We start from the raw sequence: 22,037 nt of genomic DNA on the forward strand, positions 1-22,037 counted from the left end.
ATTTCGCCGCGGTTGGCGATCAGTATCTTTTCAAACATAGTTGGTCCCCCGCTCAGGAAATGATCACGAGCGGCTGGTCAAATTCTACCGGCTGGCCATCGTCTACCAGAACGGCCTCAATGGTGCCGGCCTTGTCTGCTTCGATCTGGTTCATCATCTTCATGGCTTCGACGATACAGATCACGTCGCCAACTTTTACCTGCTGGCCAACTTTAACGAACGGATCAGCGCCGGGGCTGGAAGCGGCGTAGAAGGTGCCTACCATCGGGGACTTCACCGGGTGGCCGGTCAGTGCAGGTACGGATTCGGCTTCGCTCTCGGCGGCAGCAGGCGCCGGAGCTGCGGCGGGCGCGGCCGGGGCGACGGCTGGTGCTGCGGGCGCCATCATCGGCATGGCCATCTGCGGCATCTGCACAGAAGCGCCGCTGCTGCCGCGGCTGATGCGCACGGACTCTTCCCCTTCCTTGATTTCCAGCTCGCCGATGTCGGACTCTTCGAGCAGTTCAATCAGTTTTTTGATCTTGCGAATATCCATAACAGTGTCACTCTCAATTTGTGAATACATAAACGCCGGCGCGCAGCCGGCGAATGAAAAAATTGGTACTTAAAGTCGCTTCAGGGCCCCTTCCAGAGCCAAAGTGTAGCTATCTGCTCCGAACCCGAAGACAACGCCCAGTGCCAGATCCGACAGATACGAATGGTGCCGGAAGGCTTCACGGGCATGGGGGTTGGAGAGGTGGACTTCGATAAAAGGTATGGCCACACCCGCCAGCGCATCGCGCAGCGCCACGCTCGTGTGCGTAAAGGCGGCCGGGTTGATGACGATGAAATCCACCTTGTCGGCGTAGGCCTGGTGAATACGCTCCACCAGTTCTGCTTCGCTGTTGCTCTGCAGGCATTCGAATTCGCAACCGGCAGCTTCGCACTGGGTGCGGGCCGCTTCATTGATCTGGGCGAGGGTGGTGGAGCCGTATATCTGCGGCTCGCGGGTGCCCAGCAGGTTCAGATTGGGGCCGTGTAGCAACAGCATTTTCGCCATTCTGTGCCTCGCTCTATGCCTCGCCCTTTATTTTGGTCGGGCGCACGAAATTGTGACTAAAATCCGGAAAAAGTCAGAGAACTTGCCGGTAAACAGCGTAAATCAGCAGATTGCCGAGATTGGCCGGAAGTTTGCCGCAAAAGTGACCCTCTGTCCATGCCCTAAATCCGGAAATGGAGACGTTGTCCGCAGTTCGCCGAAATTCACGTCCTATTTGCTGCAAAGTTTTGTGGCGGGTGGCCTATTCACCTATTTGAATGGCCACAAAGGCGGGGTCAGGGCGTGGCGGTGGCCGAATCGACCAGGACTTCCCGGCTGACGGCTCCGCGCATGGCGGTCAGAAGCCCATCGCGGGTAAGGATCTGGGGAAGGATCTGCGGTTCGCCGCCACCGGCCGGGAACAGCAGGTAGAGGGGCACACTGGAGCGGCCGTAGCGCGCCAGCAGCGCGGTAATTTGTGGATCCTGGTTGGTCCAGTCTCCCTTGAGTGCGGTAAAGCCCAGGTCGCCCACGGCAGCGCTGACTGCGTCGCTGGACAGCACCACCTTTTCGTTGGCGAGACAGGTAATGCACCAGGCGGCAGTCATATTGATCAATACCGGGCGTCCCTCATCGCGAGCTGCGGACAGGGCCTCGGGGGAGTAGGTCTCCCAGTAGTCGCTCTTGCCTGTCTGGGCCAGCTGCCGGTCCGCGTTGTCCAGATTGGGCAGTGCCCACACTGCGCCGGCGACTGCGGCGATGGCAAATACATTGCGCAGTAGCTTGCGTTTGCCGTCCACAGCAGCGCCCGGCCACAGCCACAGGGCGAAGGCAATGGCTACGGCGCCCGCGAGTACCAGGGCTATACCATCGCTGCCGGTCTGACGGCCAAGCACCCACAGCAACCACACCGCCGTCAGGTACATGGGGAACGCCAGTAACTGTTTAAGGGTTTCCATCCATGGGCCCGGGCGCGGCAGGCGCTTGGCCAGAGCCGGTATATAAGTAAGTAACAGGAACGGCGCGGCCATACCGGCGCCGAGGGCGGCAAATACGGCGAGCGCCATTGGTGCCGGCTGGGTTACCGCAAAGCCGAGGGCGGATCCCATCATCGGCGCGGTACAGGGACTGGCAACCACCGTGGCGAGAGCGCCGGTGCTGAAGGAGCCGCCGAGACCGCTGTTTGGATTGCTGTTCGCACCCAGTCCCATCAGGCGGCCGCCGAACTCGGTGACGCCGGAGAGGCTCAGCCCCATGGCGAAAAACAAATAGACGAGGGCGGCTACTACCCCCGGGGACTGCAGCTGGAAGCCCCAGCCCACCGCCTCACCGGCGGCGCGCAGTGCCAGCATGGCCGCGGCGATCAGTACGAAGGTGCCCACGACACCGGCGGTGTAGGCCCAGCCGTGCAGTCGCTGACGGTCGCCGGCATGGGTGATTGCCAGCGCCTTGATCGAGAGTACCGGGAACACGCAGGGCATCAGGTTCAGCAGCAGGCCACCGCCGAACGCCAGTACCATGGCCAACAGCAGGCTGCCCGCAGCGTTGCCGGCCGCAGCCGGCACCGATGTCGAGACGGGGCCCTGGCCCGACGCGACTCCGGCACCGCCGGCGGGCGGGGTACCGTCAAAGGGGGCTGCGGTCTTGCTTACGGGATCCAGTGTGAAGTTGCGTACTTGCGGGGGGTAGCAGAGCCCCGCATCGGCGCAGCCCTGATAGTGCAGTTGTATCTGTACCTTGTCTTGCGTGGCGAGGTCCAGCGGCACTTCCAATTGCCAGCGGTAGACCTCGGTCTCCTTTTCGAAATAGTCGTCCCAGATCACCTCACCTTTTTCCAGAGTGAGCGGCAACGGGGTCTTGTTGTCGCCATCGATCCGGTAGAGCGCCAGCTTGTCGCGGTACAGGTAATACTCCGGAGCGATCTGGAACAGAGCACTGGCGCCGCTGTCAGTAAACAGGAAATCCAGTTGGTAGGCCTGATCCACGGGCAGGAAGTCGTCCTGACCGCTGCTAAGGGCACCAAATGGCGAGGAGGACTGCGCGGAGGAAAAGCCGTCGCGGGCCGCCGCCGGCGCGGCAAACAGGGCTACCCAGAGCAGCAGGATTGCGCAGAGAGCGGCTGCGGTTGCAGCGCCGGAGAGCGGCCGCAGAGCGGTGAAGGTTGAGGTATGTGACGCTTCTGTCGTTTGCAAGCCGGAGATCTTCGCAGTCATGGGTAACAAAATTCTTTATAGTCGGTCTAGTTTGGACTGATATTGCCGGCTTCCGTTCCAGGCTGGCCCCGAAACCCGGCGGTTGAGTGCCGGAGTCCGGTCCCCGCAGCGCCCCGTTGGCACCTGGCGACACTAACAGGGCTAGGCTGGTGTCAGGGCGGTGGCTCAGTATATCGGGCGGATGAGTATAGCGGCGCTTTCGGTACAAAAAAACAACAGCCCTCTGGCGGGCCGGTGATCGAGTGGAGGCGATTATCAGAAGAGTGAATTGGGTCTCAGATCGTTTTTATATCCGTCGGCCCAAAATGGGCGCGATGGCGCTGGTATTGCTGACCGTGCTCGGCGGGTGTGCGACGCAGCCTCCGCCGGCGGCACCGCCCAAGCCTGTGCCGCCGCCGAAACCTGCCGGTCCCAGTCCCGAGGAGATCCGTCAGCGCGCCGTGCAACATTTTCTCGGGCGTGCCGAGCGGGCACAGCGGGAAGGCTTTATCACCATGCCGGCCGGCGCCAGTGCCTACGATTTTTACCTCCAGGTACTGCAGCTGGATCCGGGCAATACCCAGGCAGCGGCGGGTATCCAGATCCTGGTGATGGACCTGGTGGCCCGCGCCCGCGACGCATTGCGCCAGCGTGCATTCGGACAGGTGAGAAGCCTGCTCAATACCGCCGACGAAATATCCCCGGGCAATCCCCTGTCTAAAGAAGTGCGCGCGCAGTTGCAGCGCGAGCAGCAACGTGCGCGGCAGGATGTGACCCTGGATGGCCCGGGTGCACAGACGGTACCCCTGGCGGCGAGTGAGTTGAATGCACGCTCCGACGCCATGGTGCAGATGCTGACTTCTGTGGCGCAGCGGATTCGCGAGCATCAGCTGCGCGTGATCATTGTGGCGCGTACCGACGCGGAGGGGCGCTGGGTATACAGTCAATTGCGCCAGGCGGTGCCCGGATTCCGGGTACGGGGTGATATAAAGCTCGGCAATCCCCCCCGTTTACTGTTACAAAAGAGTCCATAACTCCATCGAGGGTCTCGCTCACAATAACAAGCTGAAAAAACGAGAGTCGCAACTATGCAGCATCGCAACCTTCGCGCTGTGCGCGGCCTCCTGGCTGCGTTCCTGATGGCGCTGTCAGGGGGCTCGTTCGCTGCCACAGCAGCCACCAATGAAAGTAGTAGCGCCGAGCGCGACAGCCATATAGCCCATGGTGCGGGCATCGCGGAAAATCTGGAGATATCGGGTTACGCCCGGGAAATGCCCCCCGGCGCGCCCATGGGGGCGGCCTACGTGACGCTGCGTGACCTGTCTGGCAGTGCGCGGGTACTGGCGCGGGTAGAATTGCCTACGCACCCGCAGGGCAAGGTTGAAATGCATACCACCCGGCAGGTCGACGGCGTGAGCCGCATGCGCGCGCTGAAAAAAATCACTCTGCCAGGCAATGGCACCATTGAAATGCGTCCCGGTGCCACCCACCTGATGGTCCATGGCGTCGCACTGAAAGCCGGGCAGACGCTATCGCTGCGGCTGGTGTTCGCTGACGGATCTGCGCACGAGGCAGCACTGCCGGTACGCGGCCTGCAAGAGAAAACTCAGGCGGATGAGGGCGATCACCAACACGCCCAACATCATCACGGCTGAACATTTGGCGGAAAGTGCGTTCAGAGCCTACCGCGCCATTCAATCCATTTGTTGTCACTGAAAAAATTGGAGTACACCGATGAAGAGTTTTGCCACATTGCTGGTAACCGGATTTGCATTCATGTTGGCCGCCTGTGCCCACAGCCCGGTGCAGGTGGCTGTGAAACCGCAAGTAGATGTCGCCCCGGACAATATCGGAGCCGGTTATACCGTGTATGCCCGTGGCGAGAACCAGTTGCCCGGCGGTGGCCTGGGTAGCCTCGGGGGAATCTATGCCGATTCGTCCAATGTGACCCTGGCCAATGATATCGAGGGCTCCATGGCATCTGCGCTGTACCAGGGGCTGGAATCCTGGTCGTTCCGCAGCGTTGAAAATGGTGGCGATGTGCAGGTGGTGGCCAAACTCACCGACCTCAAATACGACAGCCCCAACAAGCTGTATACCACCAAGGTCAATTCCGGCGCTTCTATCCAGTTACAGGTTTCGGTGAAAGGAGCGACTTTCTTCGGCAACTACACTACCAGCGGCAAGGATCGCAACCTGATCAAGCCGAGCCCGGAAGAGGTGGAAAGCACGATCAATCGCCTGCTCAGTGCGACGCTGCAGCGCGCGTTTGAGGATGAAAAGCTGAAGTCGTTCCTGCGTCAGCACCTGTGATTGAGGTGCGGAGACCCGGGGGGAAACTCTGGTCAGTAGTGGCTGCTGGTGCGAATCGGGTCACATTTGACGCCAGGGTACCGCTGGAGGATTCCGCGCCGGTGAATAAGCCGTTATTATTTTCCCTGATAGAGCGGGGGCGCGTTACGCGCCGAATTATTCTGCGGCCCCAGTGCAGGGCCGCCATATGAATACCGGGCGGTAATGCCGGTTGAGTTGGGATTCCATTGACTGAGTTCACACCGAAAAATGCCGCGTATCACGGCCAGTTGCGGGAATCCGGTGGCGATGCGATAGCTGTGGGACAATTGAGTCCGGCGGCGGCAGAGCTGGCGTTGGGCGAAGTGGCTGATGGCGTGATCGTGACCGACCGTTACGGCAGGGTTAGATACAGCAATCCGCTGGTCAGCGAACTCTGTGGCAACCTGGTGGGGCTGTTGCCTGGCCAGTCTCTCGTCGAGGGGCTACCTCTATACGATGACAGTGGCGAGGCTCTGGAGCTGAACCTGGCCAGCGGCGATAGCGAGGGCGATATCCCCAGCCGGCGCGAGCTGCGCGCCAATGTGCGTCGCGGTGATGGCGAGCTGCTGGAAGTCAGTGTCCAGATCAATAGCCTGAAGGAAGGCGTGCAATTACAGGGATATGTGCTGGTTCTGCGCCACACCTCCGAGGTGCGCCGTATCTCTTCCCGTCTCAGCTGGCAGAGCAGCCACGACGCGTTGACCCACCTGCCCAATCGTCAGGCCTTTGAGCACTCCCTGCAGCAACTTCTGAATGCGGATACCGGCCCGCGCCAACACCATATCCTGCTTTACCTGGACGTCTATCAGTTCAAAGTGGTGAACGACACCCTCGGCTACAGTGCCGGCGATGCGCTGCTGATTGCGCTCGGGAAAATTCTTAGCCGTTGCCTGGGACGCGGGGACCTGCTGGGCCGGGTGGGCAGTGATGAATTTGCGCTGTTGCTGAAAGACTGCACGCTGGAAGAGGCAAAGCGTATTGTCACCCGGCTGCGGGAAGCGGTGAGCGGTTTTGTCTTCGAGTGGGAAGACAGCGAGACACGTCCAGCGCTCTCCATCGGTGCGGTGAGCGTGGATCGACATGCGCCGCCGGCCAGCCAGTTGCTGGCCTCAGCCAATGATGCCTGCTCTGCGGCCCGCGACCAGGGGCGCAACCGGGTGAAATTTTTCGGCGATTCCCGCAAGGCACTGGAAAAGCGTCGCGAGAGTACCTGGCTCGCGGAAATCCACGCCGCCATCCAGGAGGATCGCCTGCTGCTATACCGCCAACCGGTGGTGGCGCTACAGGACAAAAACCGCGTGCACCACTACGAGGTGCTGGTGCGCATGCAAGGGCGGGACGGGGATGTGATTTCCCCCGGACTGTTCCTGCCGGCGGCGGAACGCTACGGCATGATCGATGAAGTGGATCGCTGGGTGATCCGCAAGATATTCCAGTACATGGCGCTGGAGCAGAGCAGTGGCGCCGGTGGTTTCCATTACGCGATCAATATTTCCGGTATCAGTCTCGGCGATGAGCTGTTCGCAGATTTTGTGCTGCGAGAGTTGACCGAGGCGGGGGTCGCGCCGTCGCGGGTGCAGTTTGAAATTACCGAAACCAGTGCCATCAATAACCTGGATCGGGCGCTGGTGTTTATCCACAAGTTGCGTGCGGCGGGGTGCAGTTTTGCGCTGGATGATTTTGGTCGCGGCGCTTCCTCCCTTGCCTATCTGCGTCAGCTGCCGGTGGATTACCTGAAGATCGACGGGTCTTTCGTGCGCAATATGCTGGAGGATGAGATCGACAGCGCGATGGTGAGTACGGTGGATCACCTGGCTAAACGCATGGGTATCAGCACCATTGCAGAGTTTGCCGAGACGCCGGAATTGCTGGAAAAACTTCGTCTGATGGGGGTGGACTTTGCCCAGGGCTTTGGCATCGCCGCGGCAGCCTGTCTTCCCGAGATTACTGGCCCCAGGTCATCTTCTTCTGTGAACTGATTTTACTGTGGCCTTAACGGGACCTGTGTCGGCAGAGTGCCGGGTGCGGGTTATCGGGGCCGCGCTAACCCCCTCCCCGGGCACTCTATTCAAGTTGCCAACCTTTCACATTGGCTTGGATGTGGCTCAGGCGTCTGCCACCTGTTCCAACAGCTCTTTGTGCTGCTCCGGACGCAATCTCGGTCCATACTGACTCACAACCTGTGCCGCCGCGCGGCAGGCCAGTTCTCCCGCCTCCGCAAACCCCATGCTGCGGTTGATCCCGAACAGGAATGCGCCCGCAAACATATCGCCGGCACCGTTGGTGTCGATGGCTTCCACCTCGGGGGAGGACACGCGGTGTTCCTGTTCACCATCCCACAGCAGCGCGCCGTCGGCACCGAGGGTAATGGCGAAGGCGCCGCAGTGATTGCGCAGGGTTTGCGCCGCCTCTTCCAGGGATTCTGTGTGACAGAAATTGAGGGCTTCCTCACGGTTACAGAACAGCAGGTCGACGCCATCGCCGAGCATTTCTTTCAGTCCGTCGTGGAACAGTTGCACCATCATGGGGTCGGATAGGCTCAGGGCGGTTTTTACGCCGGCGGCTTGCGACTGCTCGCGCAGGGTGATGGCGGCGGCGCGGCCGGTCGGGGACGAAACCAGGTAGCCCTCGATATAGGCCCAGCGGGACTTTTCCAGGGCTTCGCTGTCGAGTTCGTTGACCGACAGTTCAGCGCTGATGCCTAGGTAGGTGTTCATGCTGCGCTCGGCGTCCGGGGTGATCAGTACCAGGCATTTGCCGGTAACGCCGCTGGCGGCATTGTGCAGGGCCTTCGGGTAACCGACACCGGCGGCGGCTAGGTTGTCGCGGTAAAAATCGCCGTTGTCGTCATCGGCCACCTTGCAGGAATAAAAGGTGTCGAGACCAAAGTAACTGGCGGCGATGACGGTGTTGGCGCCGGAACCGCCACAGGCGTGGCTGGCGGTGACCATGTGGTGTTTGAGATCCTCCGCCAGCTGTTCCTGGCGCGAGTCATCAACCAGCGTCATGACTCCCTTGTCGACGCCCAGTGACTGCAGGTCGTTGTCGGACACTTCAATTTCCGTATCGAGAAGGGCGGCGCCGATGCCGTAAAGGTCGTACTGGTGCATAGGGGATCCATTGCTGCTGGCTAAATTCGTTTCAGTCGGCCCGGCTTGCGGGCGCTGGGCGCATTATGGCGGGCGGCGGGGTAAGTGCAAGTGGGTGCCGGCAGCGCAGTTGTGTGACCCGTTGGGTTTGACTTGTACAGAAGTGACCTTATAAATGCCGGCTATAAAAGACGCTGTCACGCCCGTCTCCGGTGCCCTTGTTTCGGTCCGCGGCGTTAACGGGAAGTAACAGCCTTTCAATGTAAGTAACCAATCTATCTGAATCCATATGCCATCGAACAAGCGCCGCACAAAAGCGAAAACCTCAAACCGAAAAAGCCGCCCGGGACGGTTGCGCCGCTGGATCAAGCGCCTCAGCCTGCTTGCCCTGTTCGGCGTACTGGTACTCGCCGGTTACATGGTGTGGCTGGATGTGCAACTACGAGAGCGACTGGACAGTCGACAGTACCAGCTGCCCGCCAGGGTCTATGCGCGCCCGCTGATTCTCAAGGACGGTATGGTGATGCGCCCGGACGAACTGGAGTCCGAATTTGCCGCGCTCAATTACAAGAAGGTTCCGGCGATTGAAGAGCCGGGACAGTGGCAGCGCGAGGGGATGGAATACCGGGTATGGCGACGGGACTTTATCCACGCGGACAAGCGCGAGCCGGCAGAACAGGTGCAGTTTCGCCTGCGCAACGACGAGCTGACCAATTTGCGCAGCGAGGCAGGTGAGCGACTGAAAGAGTTTCGCCTCGACGCCGCGCCCATTGGCACCTTGCTCGGCGGTGGCGACGACCGCACGCCGGTGCGCATTGAGGAAATACCGCCATTGCTCGGTGCCACTTTGATCGCTGTGGAAGACCAGGATTTCGTGCATCACTTCGGGGTTTCTCCGCGCGGGATTGCGCGCGCCATGGTGGCCAACTTCAAGGCCGGCGGAGTGGTACAGGGCGGCTCCACTATCACCCAGCAGCTGGTGAAAAATATCTTTTTCGATCACAAGCCGAGCCTGTGGCGGAAATTCAACGAAGCGCTGATGGCGATACTGATGGAGGTCCATTACGACAAGGCCTACATCCTCCAGGAATATATCAATGAGGTATGGCTGGGGCAGCAGGGCAGCCGGGCGATATACGGCTTCGGGCTGGCCTCCGAGTTCTATTTCCAGAAGCCTCTCAGCCAGCTGGAACCCCATCAGATCGCGCTGCTGGTAGGACTTGCCAAGGGCGCGTCGTATTACAATCCTTGGCGCAATCCGGAGCGGGCCCTGGAGCGGCGCAATACCGTACTGGATGTGATGCTCGAGCAGGGGCTGATCAGCGAGGAGCAGCACGACCGCCTGCGCAAAAAGCCGCTGGAAGTTGCCTCCGCTGGTGCCACCGCACAGAACCCTTATCCCGCGTTCACCGAGCGCTTGCTGGAAGAATTGCGTCCCTACTACTCCGTGGAGGAGCTGCGCACTGCTGGCCTGCGGGTGTACACCACCCTGTCTCCGTCGGTGCAGAAACTGACGGAGGATGCGGTGAGCCAGGGTGCCGATCGCCTGGAGAAAGACCGCGGCCTGAAAGAGGACTCCCTGCAGGGCGCTACGGTGGTGCTGGAAAATCACAGTGGCAATGTGCTCGCCATGGTGGGTGACCGCCGTCCCCATTACCCGGGCTTCAACCGCGCCCTGGAGGCGCGTCGCCAGGTGGGCTCACTGATCAAGCCCGCGGTCTATCTCACTGCGCTGGAGCGCACCCATCAGTACAACCTCGGTACCCTGATTGACGACGCCCCGATCCGCGAGGAAAGCGCCGATGGCCAGGTGTGGATGCCGGCCAACTTCAACAACCGCAGTCACGGGCTGGTACCGCTGTATGTGGCCCTGTCTCGATCCTATAACCAGGCGACCGCGCGCCTGGGGCTGGATCTCGGCATCGAAAACGTGCGGCAGACCATTCGCCGGCTGGGTGTACAGGCGAACCTGCCGCGGGTGCCATCCCTGTTTCTCGGTGCGGTGGAAATGACACCCTTTGAAGTTGCGGGCATGTACCAGACCCTGGCCAACGGCGGGGAACATGTAGAGCCGCGCACCCTGCTGGCGGTGTCTGACGCTGACGGCGAACAGGTACAGCGCTTCCGGCCCAAATCCAGCCGCGGCGTGGATGAGGTGCCGGCTTATCTTCTGCGCTATGCACTGGAACAGGTGATGCGCGAGGGCACCGGCAAGAGCGCATACCGGCGGCTGCCCAACAGTGTGCCGTTTGCCGGCAAAACTGGCACCACCAATGATTACCGCGACAGCTGGTTTGCCGGTTTCAGCCCGGGAGTGACAGCGGTGGTATGGCTGGGCCGCGATGACAATGAGCGCACCAGCCTCACCGGTGCCACCGGCGCGCTGACGGTGTGGACCGACATCATGCGCAAGCTGCCTCACCGCCACGGGCGTATCAAGGCGCCGCGCGGCGTCGAGTGGAAGCCGCTGAATCGCGACGGGCAGTATATGGATCCGCGCAACTGCCAGGGCGGGCGCGAGTTGCCGGTATCGGTGGAGAGTCGACTGCAGACGGATCCTCGCTGTCAGCGTCGCGGCTGGTTCCGCAACTGGTTCGACGATGACAAGGAAGAGGATGTGGCGCCCCGCGAGGATATGACCCCAGGCTGGGGCATTGACCCGGAGCAGCAGCGACGGGAACAGCAGCAGCGCCAGCGCGAGCAGCAATTGCGTGAGCAGCTGGAGCGTGAGCGTCAGTCGGTTCCTCAGGAAGAACTTGATCCGAGACTGCAGGAACAGCCCGTGCCGCAATCCGAGGAAGAGCGTCTGCGCCGGTTGCAGGAATCCGGCCAGATTCAGGAGCAGCGCTACCTGGAAGAGGAGCGCCGGGCACAGGAAGAGCGCCGGATTATGCAGGAGCGCATGCAGCGGGAGCAGGAGCAGCCGGATCGTGGTGCCCCGGTAGAAGAAGCCCAGCCCTGGTCGCCGGAAGAACCGGATCAGTGGCCATAGAGTCAGGGACTGGAACTTTGTCGGGGCGGGGGGCATACTTTCGCACCGAAAATGATTCCCATTCCCTGAATCTGGCGCGATGCAGTACCGTTTTGATAAATACGTTCTGGATACGGAGCAGCTATATCTGACCGCCGACGGAGAGCCTGTGGCCGCGGAAGCGCGGCAGTTGCAGTTGCTCTCATTGCTGATTGCGGGTTTTCCCGAGTGTTGTGAACGGACTGCGCTGTTGGAAGCGCTGTGGCCCAATACGGTGGTTTCCCACTGGTCCCTGGGGCGACTGGTTTCCGATACCCGCAAGCTGTTTCGCGAGCTGGGGTATGAGGGGCCGCTGATCCAGACGTTACACGGGCGCGGCTACCGGCTGTCCCCGGAGCTGGCCGAGCAACTGCAGGACATCTGCCCCTCATCGCCGCAGCCAGAAAGCGATGCCTTGGCGGCCGACTCCGCTGAACCTGCTGAATCAGGCAGTGACAGCAGTACGTCTGCCACTGGTGCTGCCGCTGTCGATAGCGCACCCGCCGGCGAACAGGTCTCTTCCCCGTCATCCGCTGCAGCGTCCCGACCCACCGCGCATTTCTGGCGCCTGTGGACCGGTATGGGGCTGCTGGTGCTGGTAACCGCGCTTGTGGTGTATCTGGTTACCGTGCGACAGATTCCGGATGACGGTGCCCCTCTGGTGATAGGCGAAGCCCCGGATGTCCGCGGCAGGATTCTGTGGGTGGACGACAACCCCGACAACAACCTCGCCGAGCGCGCACAATTTGAATCCCTGCGGATCGCGGTCTACCTGGCAACCAATACCGACGATGCCCTGACGCTGCTGTCCATGTACCGCTATGATGCGGTCATCTCTGATATGGGGCGGGGCCGGGAACCCCTGGCAGGCTTCAAACTGATGGAGCGGATGCGCGCACGACATGACAGCACGCCTTATTTCCTGTACACCATCATGCCATCAGATTCCCAGCGCCAGCTGGTGCGGCAGCGGGGCGGCAACGGTGTTGCCGTGGCGCCGGACGAACTGTTCAGCCTGGTTTTACCGATCTTCGACCTGCCGGCCGCGGAAACTCAACCCTCTGCATCCCCTCCCTGATCCTCATGTCACAATCGCGCCAGCTTCTCTGCAGGCCCCGTGATACGGGCGTTTCAAAACTATTCAAAACCTTTCAAAGACACCCATGGCTCTTCCTAGCTAAATTTTCGACGACAGAATCGAGACAAAGGTTGCCGATTGTATTGCGCGGTCAGGTAACCCGGGGAAAGGGGAAGTTATGCTGGGGGCTGGATTGGCGGCGCTGTTTGTCGCCGGGCGGGATTCGAGGGTGGGGGAACAGCGGTTACAGGAATCGCAGGTTAATACGGCTTCTGCATCGGCACTGATCTCGGGGAGCGGTCAGGGCGGCTTGCCAGAAACCGCGGAGGGTTGCCCCCGCGAGTCGCAGTTGGTGATCGTGAATCAGCCTGCGCAATCTGCGACAAAAATATTCAGTGCCCGTGAGCTGCAAGTCCTGACGCAGATCGCTGCCGGTGCAACCAGTGTCGAGATCGCTGAGCACCTGAACATCTCTGTGCATACGGTAAAGAATCACCGCAAGAATATCCTGCGCAAGGCCGATTGCCGAAATTCTGGCCAACTAATAACCCGTTGCCTGGCATTAGGGGTTATCTGAGTTCTGCTTTTCAGGCCCGTGTCCGCGGGCCTGAGCATGTCTGCTTGGTGCTCGCGCTGGTTTAGCCGCCAGATTCTCTGGTGCGGCCTCGCGGAGCCTCTCTATCCTGCTTTTTCCCCATTATTCACAGAGTTTCCGTTTTTATCCCGCTGATGGGGAGAAGCTCCTCACGGCTTCTCGCCCGCTTACAGGTTGCTGTTGCGCTCATTTTTGCATTTGCGCATAGGAATAGTTCTTATTTGTGTTTACTTTTTATCGCGGCTCCCTATACTTCGCGCCGACGAATCGGTCATCTAGGGAGAAACAGATAATGTCAGGATCACGTATCAAGTCCTTGCCGCTGTCCATGGGGGCACAGACCATTGCCGCAGCGCTCGCCTTCGGATCACACGCATCCATCGCCGCAGAGCAGGAAGCTGCCTGCAAAGAAAAGGACGACAAGTCCTGTGTTGCTGAAGCAGGCAAATCCTCGCTGGAACATATTGAGATCCACGGGGTGCGCAACTCCGTATACCGCTACGACCGCTCTGGCGATCTCCGCCGTGTAGCGGACCTGGTGGATACCCCGCAGACCATCAGTGTCCTGACCCTCGACCAGATCCAGGAGTCCGGTAAAACCGACCTGGAAGATATTCTCGCCGCGCAGTCCGGCGTGACCCTGGGTACCGGCGAAAACGGCAATGCCTTCGGCGACCGCTATATCATCCGCGGCCATGAGGCGCGTAGCGATGTGTTTGTCGACGGCCTGCGTGACCCGGGCATGACCACCCGTGAAAGTTTTGCCACCGAGCGCGTGGAGATCACCAAGGGCCCGAGCTCTACCTTTGCCGGCCGCGGATCTTCCGGCGGTGCGGTCAACAGCATCACCAAGAAAGCCTCCACCGAATACAACTTCGGGCGCGTGGACCTCGCCGGCGGTACCGACGATCACCGCCGTTTTACCGTGGACTACAACCTGTCCTTGAACGATGCACTGGCCCTGCGTGTCAATGGCCTTACATCCGCGCAGGACAAGCCTGGCCGCGAGGGCATCGAGCGCGAGCGCGATGGTGTGCAGCTGTCAGGATTGTTCCAGGCGTCAGAAAAACTGTCGTTTATTGCCGATGCGTATTATCTCGACGCGCACGACAAGCCAGACCTGGGTAGTGTCTTTGACCGCGATGCGCGCGAGCCCATAGAGGACATTCTGGTGTACGCCCAGGACAATGACTTCCTGGATTCCGAGGTGACCACGTTTACCCTTCGAACCGATTACCAGTTGTCCGACAGCGTGCGCCTTTTCAATGCCACCCGTGCAGGTCAGACCGAAAACGGCTACATCACCACCGGCCTGCGTAGCACTAATCGTGCAGATGAAGATCCCGAGGCACCGGGTGCTGCCACTATGACCCTGAGCACCCATCAGGGTTGGCAGGAAGTCGACTACACCACCTCCCAGTTCAATCTGTTCTGGGATACCGAGGTGTTTGGTCGTGAGCACAAGTTGGTATTCGGGCTTGAGTACACCGATGAGTCTGTGGACAACGGTGTTTTCGATATCGAGTACGCGAATGAGGGCAACTGCCTGACAAACGGCCGCGGTGGTGTTTCCTCTTCCTACTGTGTTATCGATGCCAATGGAAGCCAGCTGAGCAACGTGGGTGGCCTGATGGGGCGCAGCTACAGCCGCGGAAATGCGGATGCCCTGTATAACATCGAGACCGTCTCTGCATATGTTATGGATACGGTGGCGGTGACGGATGAGCTCGACCTGTTTTTCGGCTTGCGCCAGGACAGCTTCGACTACAGCAACGCGACTAGCGGTCGCAGCGGCGACCGGTTCTACGCTTACTCGGACTCCATGTTCAACGGCCACCTGGGACTGGTGTACGACGTGGCTGAGGATGGCAACGTGTACGCTACCTACAGCACCGCCACCAATATCAACGGTGGGGAATCTGACCTGGGTGCCAACTGTGGTTACGGCGGTCTGTGCGGCTCCCCGGACCAGGCGGCGGAAGCTGACCCGGAACTGGTGGAGAATCTGGAGCTGGGCACCAAGTGGATGCTGTTCGACGACAAGCTGATGGCCACCGCGGCGGTGTTCCGCATGACCAAAAGCGATGTGATGGAAAGTGTCGGTGACAGCTATTCCACACTGGGTACCCTGAATACCGGTAAGAACCGCGTACAGGGTGTGGAGTTTGGTCTTAGCGGTGATATCACCGAAAAATTGAGTGTACAGGCCTCCGCAGCGCTGATGGATTCCGAGGTGCTGGATTCCTTCAGCGAAGACAACATCGGCCTGGCGCTGAGTAACTTCGCGGACAACAGCTACACCTTGCAGCTGCGCTATCAGCCCAACGAGCGTTTTGCCTTCGGTGGTGATTACAGCTACCAGAGCAAAATGTACGGCGGTCAGCCGGATACAGCGGCGGGCTATAGCCAGGAAACCGGCGAGTACAGCATCGTGGTGCCCAGCTATCAGGTGGTTGGCCTGTTCGCGAACTTCAATGCGACAGAAAAACTGACCCTGCGTGCAAATATCGGCAACCTGCTGGACGAAGAGTACTGGACCGCAGCATACCGTTCAGGATCTTTCATGTACCTGGGGGATGGTCGCAGCTTCCGCGCTACTGCCACCTACGAGTTCTGATCTGATTGCTGAACTGGTAGCTTTTGACAGTAAGTTAACTCTGCAGGTCGATAAGGTAGGTTGAGAGGGTAGGCCGATGGTTGTGATTGAAAATCTGCTCGCGCCACAGGAGGTGGCCAGATTCCGCGAGGTGCTGATGTCGTTGCCCTGGGCAGATGGCAAGGGCACCGCCATGGGGATGGCGGCGGATGTAAAAAACAACCATCAGGCCGACCCGGCCAACCCGGGCGTCCAGCAGCTGGCCAATCAGCTGCTGGCTCGCATGGGCGAAACCCCGAGACTGGTCTCCGCGGCACTGCCACACCGGATTTTTCCGCCGGTGTTCAATCGCTACGGCGAGACCGAGGAATACGGCTGGCATGTGGACGGGGCCATCATGCGTATTCCCGGTTCCAGTGAAGTGCTGCGCAGTGACATGTCGATGACACTGTTTCTGAATGCGCCGGATGAATATGCGGGTGGGGAACTGGTGATTGCGACGGCGTTTGGCGAGCAGCGGGTAAAACTGGCCGCCGGTTCCGCTGTGGTCTATCCATCCAGTAGTCTGCACAAGGTTACCGCGGTCACCGCGGGACAGCGCATTGCCGCAATTACCTGGATGCAGAGTATGGTGGCCGATAGCGCTATGCGTCAGACGCTATTCGAACTGGATCAGAGTATCCAGAACCTGCTGCGCCAGGGGCAGGTGGATAGAGCCGAACTGGACCGGCTCCATCATGTTTACCACAACCTGATTCGGCAGTGTGCGGCGATATGATCCCGCACCTGTCATAGGTGGCGGGATCAGCTCAGCCGGTAGTAACCGGGGGCGGGACTAGTAGGTACTGTAATGTCGTGTAATGGCGGCAGACTAAACCCCTGCGCTAAAGCGGTGTAGCATGGTTGACTATCTATCCATCGTATTGCGAACGGGACGCCGCCATTGTCCGCCGAGACCACTTCCCTGCAGTCGTTATTGACCCCGACTACCATCCTGCTGCTGGTGACCACGGCGGTGAGCCTCGCTGCGTTGTACCTCTCTCCGCGCCTGTTGCAAGAGTGTGCCTTCCGGCCCTACCGGGTTTGGCGTGGAAAAAACCGGGATTCCATTTATCTGGCGGGGTTTGTGCACGCGAACCTGCTGCATCTCGCGGTAAACATGTGGTGCCTTTGGCTGTTCGGCCAGGAATTGGCGCACCGCATTGGCGGAACCCTGTTTATCCTGCTGTATTCCCTGGCTCTGGTATTGAGCCATATTCCGACACTGTTTAAAGAACATGAGAATCCGGACTACGCGAGTGTAGGTGCCTCCGGCGCGATTTCCGCGGTGGTATTTGCCTATATCGTTTATTACCCGCAGTCTGAACTCTACCTGCTATTTCTGCCCATTCCGTTGCCGGCGTGGCTGTTTGGCGTGCTGTATCTCGCTTACAGCGTGTATGCCAGTCATGACAAAAACAGCCGTATCAATCACGACGCGCATTTCTGGGGTGCGGTAACCGGGTTGGTATTTGTTCTGTTCACCGATCCTGCCGCATGGGCGCGATTGCTCTGATTTTCGTTACGAGATAAATCAACAAAACCATAAGCAACACAAAAAACGTGGGGGAAACCATGAAGCGTTCATTTTATTCGGCACCAGTGGCCGGAATCGCGAGTGTGATACTGGCACTGCTGTGCCTGGGGGCGCAGGCTCAGATGCAGGACGCGAATGAGGAAGCTGCGGAGCCACAATTCAGTGAGGAGCAGCAACAGTACATTGCCTGGGCACAGCAAACCTGGGACGGGATGGAGCGGCGCACGGGCACGGTAGAGTTGCCCGGAGGTGTCGCCAGCCTGGAGGTTCCCGATTCTTTTTATTACCTGAATCCTGAAGACAGCAAATTGGTCCTGGAGGAAATCTGGGGCAACCCGGAGGGCGAGTTGGGCCTTGGAATGCTGTTCCCGATGGATGTCACACCGTTTGATGGTGATTCCTGGGGAGTAACTATCGAGTACAGCGAGGAGGGCTATATCCGTGATGACGATGCTGCGGAAATAGACTACAGCGAACTGTTGCAGGATATGCAGGCTTCAACGCGTGAAGAAAGTGCGTACCGGGTAGAAAACGGCTATGAATCCATCAGTCTGGTGGGCTGGGCGGAGCAGCCCTATTACGATACGGAGCAGAAGAAGCTCTATTGGGCAAAAGAGTTGGCTTTCGGTGAAATGGAGACCAATACACTGAACTACAACATCCGCGTGCTTGGGCGCAAAGGTGTGCTGGTGCTCAATTTTATTGCCGGTATGTCGCAGTTGGAGGATATCAAGCAAAGTCGTGATGCAGTGCTGGCAATGACGAGTTTTAATCCCGGCTATCGCTATGAGGAGTTTGATCCAGAAATCGATAAAGTGGCGGCCTATGGCCTCGGTGCACTGGTAACCGGCAAGGTGTTGGCCAAAACCGGACTGTTAGCCGGTTTACTGCTGTTCCTGAAAAAGGCCTGGATACTGATTCCACTGGCCTTTGGCGCACTGTTCAAACTTTTCCGGCGCGGTGGCAAGGGCGACCAGTGATCGCCTGACAGAAAAGATTTATACGGGCCGGTTTTGCCGGCCCGATTTTCTCAACCCGCCTGTAACAACCTGGCGGCTTCTTCCGCAAAGTAGGTCAGCACCCCATCGGCACCGGCGCGCTTGAATGCCAGCAGGGATTCGAGAATTACCGCTTCCCGATTGAGCCAGCCATTATCGAACGCCGCACAGTGCATGGCGTACTCACCGCTGACCTGATAGGCAAAGGTAGGTACCTTGAGTTCGTCCTTCACCCGGCGCACCACATCCAGATACGGCATGCCCGGCTTCACCATGATCATGTCCGCACCTTCCTGCAGATCGAGTGCGCACTCGTGCAGCGCCTCGTCACCGTTGGCCGGGTCCATCTGGTAGCTGAATTTGTTGGCGCCCTTCAGATTGCCTGCAGAACCCACGGCATCGCGGAACGGACCGTAATAGCTGGAGGCGTATTTGGCGGCGTAGGACATGATCTGGGTGTTTACATGGCCATCCCGTTCCAGCGCGGTGCGGATTGCGCCGATACGCCCGTCCATCATGTCCGATGGCGCCACCACATCGGCGCCTGCCTGGGCGTGTGACAGCGCTTGCTGTACCAGTACCTCCACGGTGTCGTCGTTGACGATATACCCTTCACTGTTCATCAGCCCGTCCTGGCCGTGACTGGTGAACGGGTCCAGCGCCACGTCGGTAATCACACCCAGTTCCGGCGCTGCCTCTTTCAGTGCGCGCACGGCACGCTGTGCCAGGCCATCCGGGGCAAAGGCAGCACGGGCATCGTCCGACTTGGCAGAAGGGTCGACTACCGGGAACAGCGCAACCGCGGGGATTCCGAGGTTTACCAGTTCTTTGGCTTTTGCGGTGAGCAGATCTACGGTCAGCCGCTCGACACCGGGCATTGACGCAACTTGCTGGGTCTCGCCGCGGCCTTCGATAACAAACAGGGGCAGGATCAGGTCATCGGTGGTTAACCGGTTTTCCCGCACCAGGCGGCGAGAGAACTCGCTGGCACGCAGGCGGCGCGGACGTGAATGGGGGTAAGCGCCGCGGTGAAGGCTGATACTCATGAATGGTCACTCCGGCTGGTAGGTAGGGGTTGGCGCGCACTCTGGGCGGCGACTAAGCTGGCGCAATCATATCAAAACGGGAGTGGTTCTGATGTCTGTTGCCTTTTGGTGTCTGCTGGTGGCGATTTTGATGCCGCCCACATTTGCTGCCATCGCCAAAGCCACCGCAGAGGGAAGGTACAACAACCGGTCGCCGCGCGCGTTTCTGGAAAAGCAGTCCGGACTGTCGCGGCGTGCGGACTGGGCTCAGCGCAACAGTTTCGAGATATTGCCGGCATTTATCGCGGGGGTGTTTGCGGCCATCGCGGCGGGTGTCGACGAGCAGTGGTTAGCGCGACTTTCGCTGATCTTTATTGCCACCCGGATTCTCTACGGGATCTGCTACCTGAAAGACTGGGCAGCCGCACGCTCCCTGTGCTGGTTCTCCGGTTTCTTCTGTTGTCTGGGGCTGCTGATCATGGCGGCGCTCGCGGTTTAGCTTCACTCGGCGCTGCCGTCACTGCGAAGGTGTTCGACGAGCGCGCGGCCGGCCGCGGCAATATGCTGCTCAAGCAGTGCGGTTGCCGCCTTGCCATCACCGTTTTGCAACAGGCCCAGCAGTTCGTAGTGCTCCCGCTGACTGGTGGCCTGGTAATCGAGACTGCGGGACTGGAAGCCGATATAGCGCTCGCACTGAAGGTGCAGCTGTTCCACAGCAGCGAACAGCGTGGGGCGATTGGCGGGACGGTACAAGCAGGTGTGAAATTGCCAGTTGAGTGCGCCGATTTCCGTGGCGCTGATCTCCGCGGACTGCGTTTGTAAAGATTGCGCTGATGCTTCCATCGTATCGAGGTAATCTCGAGCACGGCCAAGGATTTCCCCATTTAAATGCGGTATGGCGAGCTCCTGCAGTAACGGCTCCAGACGCATGCGCATCAGATAGAGGTCTTCCACTTCCAGCGGATCGAACCGCGGTACCGCAACGCCGCGTTTACCGTGTCCCGTCAGCCAGCCTTCATTTTTCAGTCGTGCGAGCGCATCCCGCACCGGAATCCGGCTTACCTCGTACTGCTCGGCCAGCTCCGTCTGTTTGAGCACCGTGCCCGGGGCAAAGCGTCCCCGCTGCAGGTCTGATTTCAGTCTTTGGTACAGGCCCATTTCAGTTTTTCCTGTGGAGCAACCGGTGACAGATTAGCCCACCCGCGAGGCCCCAGAAGGCGGCGCCAATACCCAGGTAGCTGACCCCGGAGGTGGTGATCAGCAGGGTAACCAGTGCGGCCTCGCGACCGTCGCTGTCGCTGCTGGCACCCGCCAGGCTACTGCCGATGGTGCCGAGCAGCGCCAGTCCGGCAACGGTGGCGATCATCGCCTGCGGAAAAGCGCTGAACAGCGCCACCACGCTGGCACCGAACAGGCCAGCCAGTAAATAGAAAACGCCGGCCGCGATACCGGCGGTGTAGCGGCGCTCCGGGTCCGGGTGGGCTTCGGGACCGGTACAGATGGCTGCGGAGATGGCGGCCAGATTAAAAGCAAAACCGCCGAACGGCGTCAGCAGCAGTGAGGTGAGACCGGTGCCGCTGATGACGGGGGAAACAGGGACCCTCTGGTAACCGCTGGCGCGCAGGGTGGCGACGCCGGGAATATTCTGCGAGGTCATGGTGACAATAAACAGCGGTAACCCCACGCCTAGCAGCACCGAGGGATTGAATACCGGTGTCACCCACACCGGTCGGCTCAATGCCCAGCCCAGTTGCTCTGGTTGTATCTGCCCCAACCCCCAGCTGGCGCCAAAGCCCACCAGTAAAACCAGAATGATGGCGTAGCGCGGCAGCCAGCGCCGACATACTAGGTAGGTCAGCAACATGGTGCCCACCAGCACCGGACTGGTCTCGAGCGAAGTGAATACGGACAGTCCGAACTGCAGCAGAATCCCCGCCAGCATGGCGCTGGCGATGGGCAGTGGCACCCGCGACATCACCCGCTCGAAAGCCCCGGAGATTCCCAGCAGCAGGGTCAGTAGCGCACTGAACAGGAAGGCGCCGATGGCTTCCGCCATGGAAACTCCCGCCAGGCTTGTGGCCAGCAGTGCCGCTCCGGGGGTGGACCAGGCGGTGATGACCGGTGCGCGGTAGTACCAGGAGAAGGCGATACAGGTGATGCCCATACCGAGTCCGAGGGCGCCGATCCAGGAAACCATTTCTGCTTCGCTGGCACCCGCGGCTGTGGCGGCCTGCAGGACAATGGCAACGGAGCTGGCAAACCCCACCAGTACCGCAACAAAACCGGCACTGACGGAGGACAGGCTGGTATCCGCCCAGAGGGATCGCTGCACAATGTATACCTTTTGAAAAATGTATACATTTTTATACTGCAGCACTGCCTTGTAGGGCAAGCGTCGTGCTGCTTCGATGTAAGTCGAGCGGTTGGTGATTTTCTGAAAGAGTTCGACCAAAGGGGGAAGGCGTACCGGTCGTCGGGCGAAGGTGCCGATAGCGGGGGCAGGTTTGCGGGACCGTCTGCGGCCAG

At 59.9% G+C, this 22,037-nt stretch carries 19 protein-coding genes; 12 read left to right on the forward strand and 7 right to left on the reverse strand.

Annotated elements, in window-relative coordinates:
• Positions 1-52: 52 nt before the first annotated feature.
• From accB to B4U49_RS06405, 3 genes are all read right to left on the reverse strand, one after another.
• Positions 53-535, reverse strand: coding sequence for an acetyl-CoA carboxylase biotin carboxyl carrier protein (gene accB / locus B4U49_RS06395; RefSeq protein ID WP_078083746.1), 483 nt, complete (start codon positions 533-535; stop codon positions 53-55).
• Positions 536-604: 69 nt separating this feature from the next.
• Positions 605-1,039, reverse strand: a complete 435-nt coding sequence (gene aroQ / locus B4U49_RS06400) for a type II 3-dehydroquinate dehydratase (protein ID WP_078083747.1) — start codon at positions 1,037-1,039, stop codon at positions 605-607.
• Between the two features lie 275 nt (positions 1,040-1,314).
• Complete coding sequence (locus B4U49_RS06405) at positions 1,315-3,231, reverse strand: protein-disulfide reductase DsbD family protein (protein WP_078083748.1); 1,917 nt, start codon at positions 3,229-3,231, stop codon at positions 1,315-1,317.
• A gap of 263 nt (positions 3,232-3,494) precedes the next feature.
• On the opposite strand from B4U49_RS06405, the gene B4U49_RS06410 reads away from it, so the two are divergent.
• From B4U49_RS06410 to B4U49_RS06425, 4 genes are all read left to right on the forward strand, one after another.
• Positions 3,495-4,244, forward strand: a complete 750-nt coding sequence (locus tag B4U49_RS06410; protein WP_193432819.1) for an N-acetylglucosaminyltransferase — start codon at positions 3,495-3,497, stop codon at positions 4,242-4,244.
• A 54-nt stretch (positions 4,245-4,298) separates the two neighbouring features.
• Positions 4,299-4,865 (forward strand): copper chaperone PCu(A)C, encoded by a 567-nt coding sequence (locus tag B4U49_RS06415; RefSeq protein WP_078083749.1) that lies wholly within the window; start codon positions 4,299-4,301, stop codon positions 4,863-4,865.
• A gap of 79 nt (positions 4,866-4,944) precedes the next feature.
• A complete protein-coding gene (locus B4U49_RS06420; RefSeq protein ID WP_078083750.1) occupies positions 4,945-5,523 on the forward strand; it encodes a YajG family lipoprotein in 579 nt (192 codons plus the stop codon).
• Positions 5,524-5,750: 227 nt separating this feature from the next.
• On the forward strand, positions 5,751-7,523 hold the full coding sequence (locus tag B4U49_RS06425) for a putative bifunctional diguanylate cyclase/phosphodiesterase (RefSeq protein WP_078083751.1): 1,773 nt from the start codon (positions 5,751-5,753) through the stop codon (positions 7,521-7,523).
• 126 nt (positions 7,524-7,649) lie between these two features.
• On the opposite strand, the gene B4U49_RS06430 is transcribed toward B4U49_RS06425, so the two are convergent.
• Positions 7,650-8,654, reverse strand: coding sequence for an adenosine kinase (locus B4U49_RS06430; RefSeq protein ID WP_078083752.1), 1,005 nt, complete (start codon positions 8,652-8,654; stop codon positions 7,650-7,652).
• Between the two features lie 268 nt (positions 8,655-8,922).
• On the opposite strand from B4U49_RS06430, the gene mrcB reads away from it, so the two are divergent.
• The 7 genes from mrcB (at position 8,923) to B4U49_RS06465 (ending at position 18,468) form a co-directional block, all read left to right on the forward strand.
• Positions 8,923-11,625 (forward strand): penicillin-binding protein 1B, encoded by a 2,703-nt coding sequence (mrcB, locus tag B4U49_RS06435; protein WP_078083753.1) that lies wholly within the window; start codon positions 8,923-8,925, stop codon positions 11,623-11,625.
• Positions 11,626-11,704: 79 nt separating this feature from the next.
• Positions 11,705-12,721 carry a winged helix-turn-helix domain-containing protein gene (locus tag B4U49_RS06440; protein WP_078083754.1) on the forward strand — a complete coding sequence of 339 codons (1,017 nt, stop codon included), beginning with the start codon at positions 11,705-11,707 and terminating at the stop codon, positions 12,719-12,721.
• 178 nt (positions 12,722-12,899) lie between these two features.
• Positions 12,900-13,298, forward strand: coding sequence for a response regulator transcription factor (locus B4U49_RS06445; RefSeq protein WP_078083755.1), 399 nt, complete (start codon positions 12,900-12,902; stop codon positions 13,296-13,298).
• A 310-nt stretch (positions 13,299-13,608) separates the two neighbouring features.
• Positions 13,609-15,933 carry a TonB-dependent receptor gene (locus tag B4U49_RS06450; protein WP_204902996.1) on the forward strand — a complete coding sequence of 775 codons (2,325 nt, stop codon included), beginning with the start codon at positions 13,609-13,611 and terminating at the stop codon, positions 15,931-15,933.
• A gap of 76 nt (positions 15,934-16,009) precedes the next feature.
• A complete protein-coding gene (locus B4U49_RS06455) occupies positions 16,010-16,690 on the forward strand; it encodes a Fe2+-dependent dioxygenase (RefSeq protein WP_078083756.1) in 681 nt (226 codons plus the stop codon).
• A gap of 165 nt (positions 16,691-16,855) precedes the next feature.
• A complete protein-coding gene (locus B4U49_RS06460) occupies positions 16,856-17,467 on the forward strand; it encodes a rhomboid family intramembrane serine protease (protein WP_158078567.1) in 612 nt (203 codons plus the stop codon).
• A gap of 59 nt (positions 17,468-17,526) precedes the next feature.
• Complete coding sequence (locus tag B4U49_RS06465) at positions 17,527-18,468, forward strand: DUF2167 domain-containing protein (protein ID WP_078083758.1); 942 nt, start codon at positions 17,527-17,529, stop codon at positions 18,466-18,468.
• Between the two features lie 50 nt (positions 18,469-18,518).
• Here B4U49_RS06465 and hemB read toward each other — a convergent pair whose 3' ends face one another.
• Positions 18,519-19,532 (reverse strand): porphobilinogen synthase, encoded by a 1,014-nt coding sequence (gene hemB, locus B4U49_RS06470; protein ID WP_078083759.1) that lies wholly within the window; start codon positions 19,530-19,532, stop codon positions 18,519-18,521.
• A gap of 91 nt (positions 19,533-19,623) precedes the next feature.
• Here hemB and B4U49_RS06475 point away from each other — a divergent pair, with 91 nt between their 5' ends.
• Complete coding sequence (locus tag B4U49_RS06475; protein WP_078083760.1) at positions 19,624-20,010, forward strand: MAPEG family protein; 387 nt, start codon at positions 19,624-19,626, stop codon at positions 20,008-20,010.
• 2 nt (positions 20,011-20,012) lie between these two features.
• Here the strand turns inward: B4U49_RS06475 and B4U49_RS06480 are convergent, their stop codons facing one another.
• Both B4U49_RS06480 and B4U49_RS06485 read right to left on the reverse strand, forming a co-directional pair.
• Positions 20,013-20,669 carry a GntR family transcriptional regulator gene (locus B4U49_RS06480; RefSeq protein ID WP_078083761.1) on the reverse strand — a complete coding sequence of 219 codons (657 nt, stop codon included), beginning with the start codon at positions 20,667-20,669 and terminating at the stop codon, positions 20,013-20,015.
• 1 nt (position 20,670) lies between these two features.
• Positions 20,671-22,037, reverse strand: a 1,367-nt coding sequence (locus tag B4U49_RS06485; RefSeq protein WP_338036824.1) for a benzoate/H(+) symporter BenE family transporter, incomplete at its 5' end; no start/stop codon positions are given.

Origin of the sequence: Microbulbifer mangrovi, assembly GCF_002009015.1 — a bacterium.
Lineage (GTDB): Bacteria > Pseudomonadota > Gammaproteobacteria > Pseudomonadales > Cellvibrionaceae > Microbulbifer > Microbulbifer mangrovi.

Bases quoted from the DNA above. Each gene is read 5' to 3' on its own strand.
- accB (WP_078083746.1), bottom strand. From the start codon at position 535: ATGGATATTCGCAAGATCAAAAAACTGATTGAACTGCTCGAAGAGTCC.
- aroQ (WP_078083747.1), bottom strand. From the start codon at position 1,039: ATGGCGAAAATGCTGTTGCTACACGGCCCCAATCTGAACCTGCTGGGC.
- B4U49_RS06405 (WP_078083748.1), bottom strand. From the start codon at position 3,231: ATGACTGCGAAGATCTCCGGCTTGCAAACGACAGAAGCGTCACATACC.
- B4U49_RS06415 (WP_078083749.1), top strand. From the start codon at position 4,299: ATGCAGCATCGCAACCTTCGCGCTGTGCGCGGCCTCCTGGCTGCGTTC.
- B4U49_RS06420 (WP_078083750.1), top strand. From the start codon at position 4,945: ATGAAGAGTTTTGCCACATTGCTGGTAACCGGATTTGCATTCATGTTG.
- B4U49_RS06430 (WP_078083752.1), bottom strand. From the start codon at position 8,654: ATGCACCAGTACGACCTTTACGGCATCGGCGCCGCCCTTCTCGATACG.
- mrcB (WP_078083753.1), top strand. From the start codon at position 8,923: ATGCCATCGAACAAGCGCCGCACAAAAGCGAAAACCTCAAACCGAAAA.
- B4U49_RS06440 (WP_078083754.1), top strand. From the start codon at position 11,705: ATGCAGTACCGTTTTGATAAATACGTTCTGGATACGGAGCAGCTATAT.
- B4U49_RS06445 (WP_078083755.1), top strand. From the start codon at position 12,900: ATGCTGGGGGCTGGATTGGCGGCGCTGTTTGTCGCCGGGCGGGATTCG.
- B4U49_RS06450 (WP_204902996.1), top strand. From the start codon at position 13,609: ATGTCAGGATCACGTATCAAGTCCTTGCCGCTGTCCATGGGGGCACAG.
- B4U49_RS06455 (WP_078083756.1), top strand. From the start codon at position 16,010: ATGGTTGTGATTGAAAATCTGCTCGCGCCACAGGAGGTGGCCAGATTC.
- B4U49_RS06465 (WP_078083758.1), top strand. From the start codon at position 17,527: ATGAAGCGTTCATTTTATTCGGCACCAGTGGCCGGAATCGCGAGTGTG.
- hemB (WP_078083759.1), bottom strand. From the start codon at position 19,532: ATGAGTATCAGCCTTCACCGCGGCGCTTACCCCCATTCACGTCCGCGC.
- B4U49_RS06475 (WP_078083760.1), top strand. From the start codon at position 19,624: ATGTCTGTTGCCTTTTGGTGTCTGCTGGTGGCGATTTTGATGCCGCCC.
- B4U49_RS06480 (WP_078083761.1), bottom strand. From the start codon at position 20,669: ATGGGCCTGTACCAAAGACTGAAATCAGACCTGCAGCGGGGACGCTTT.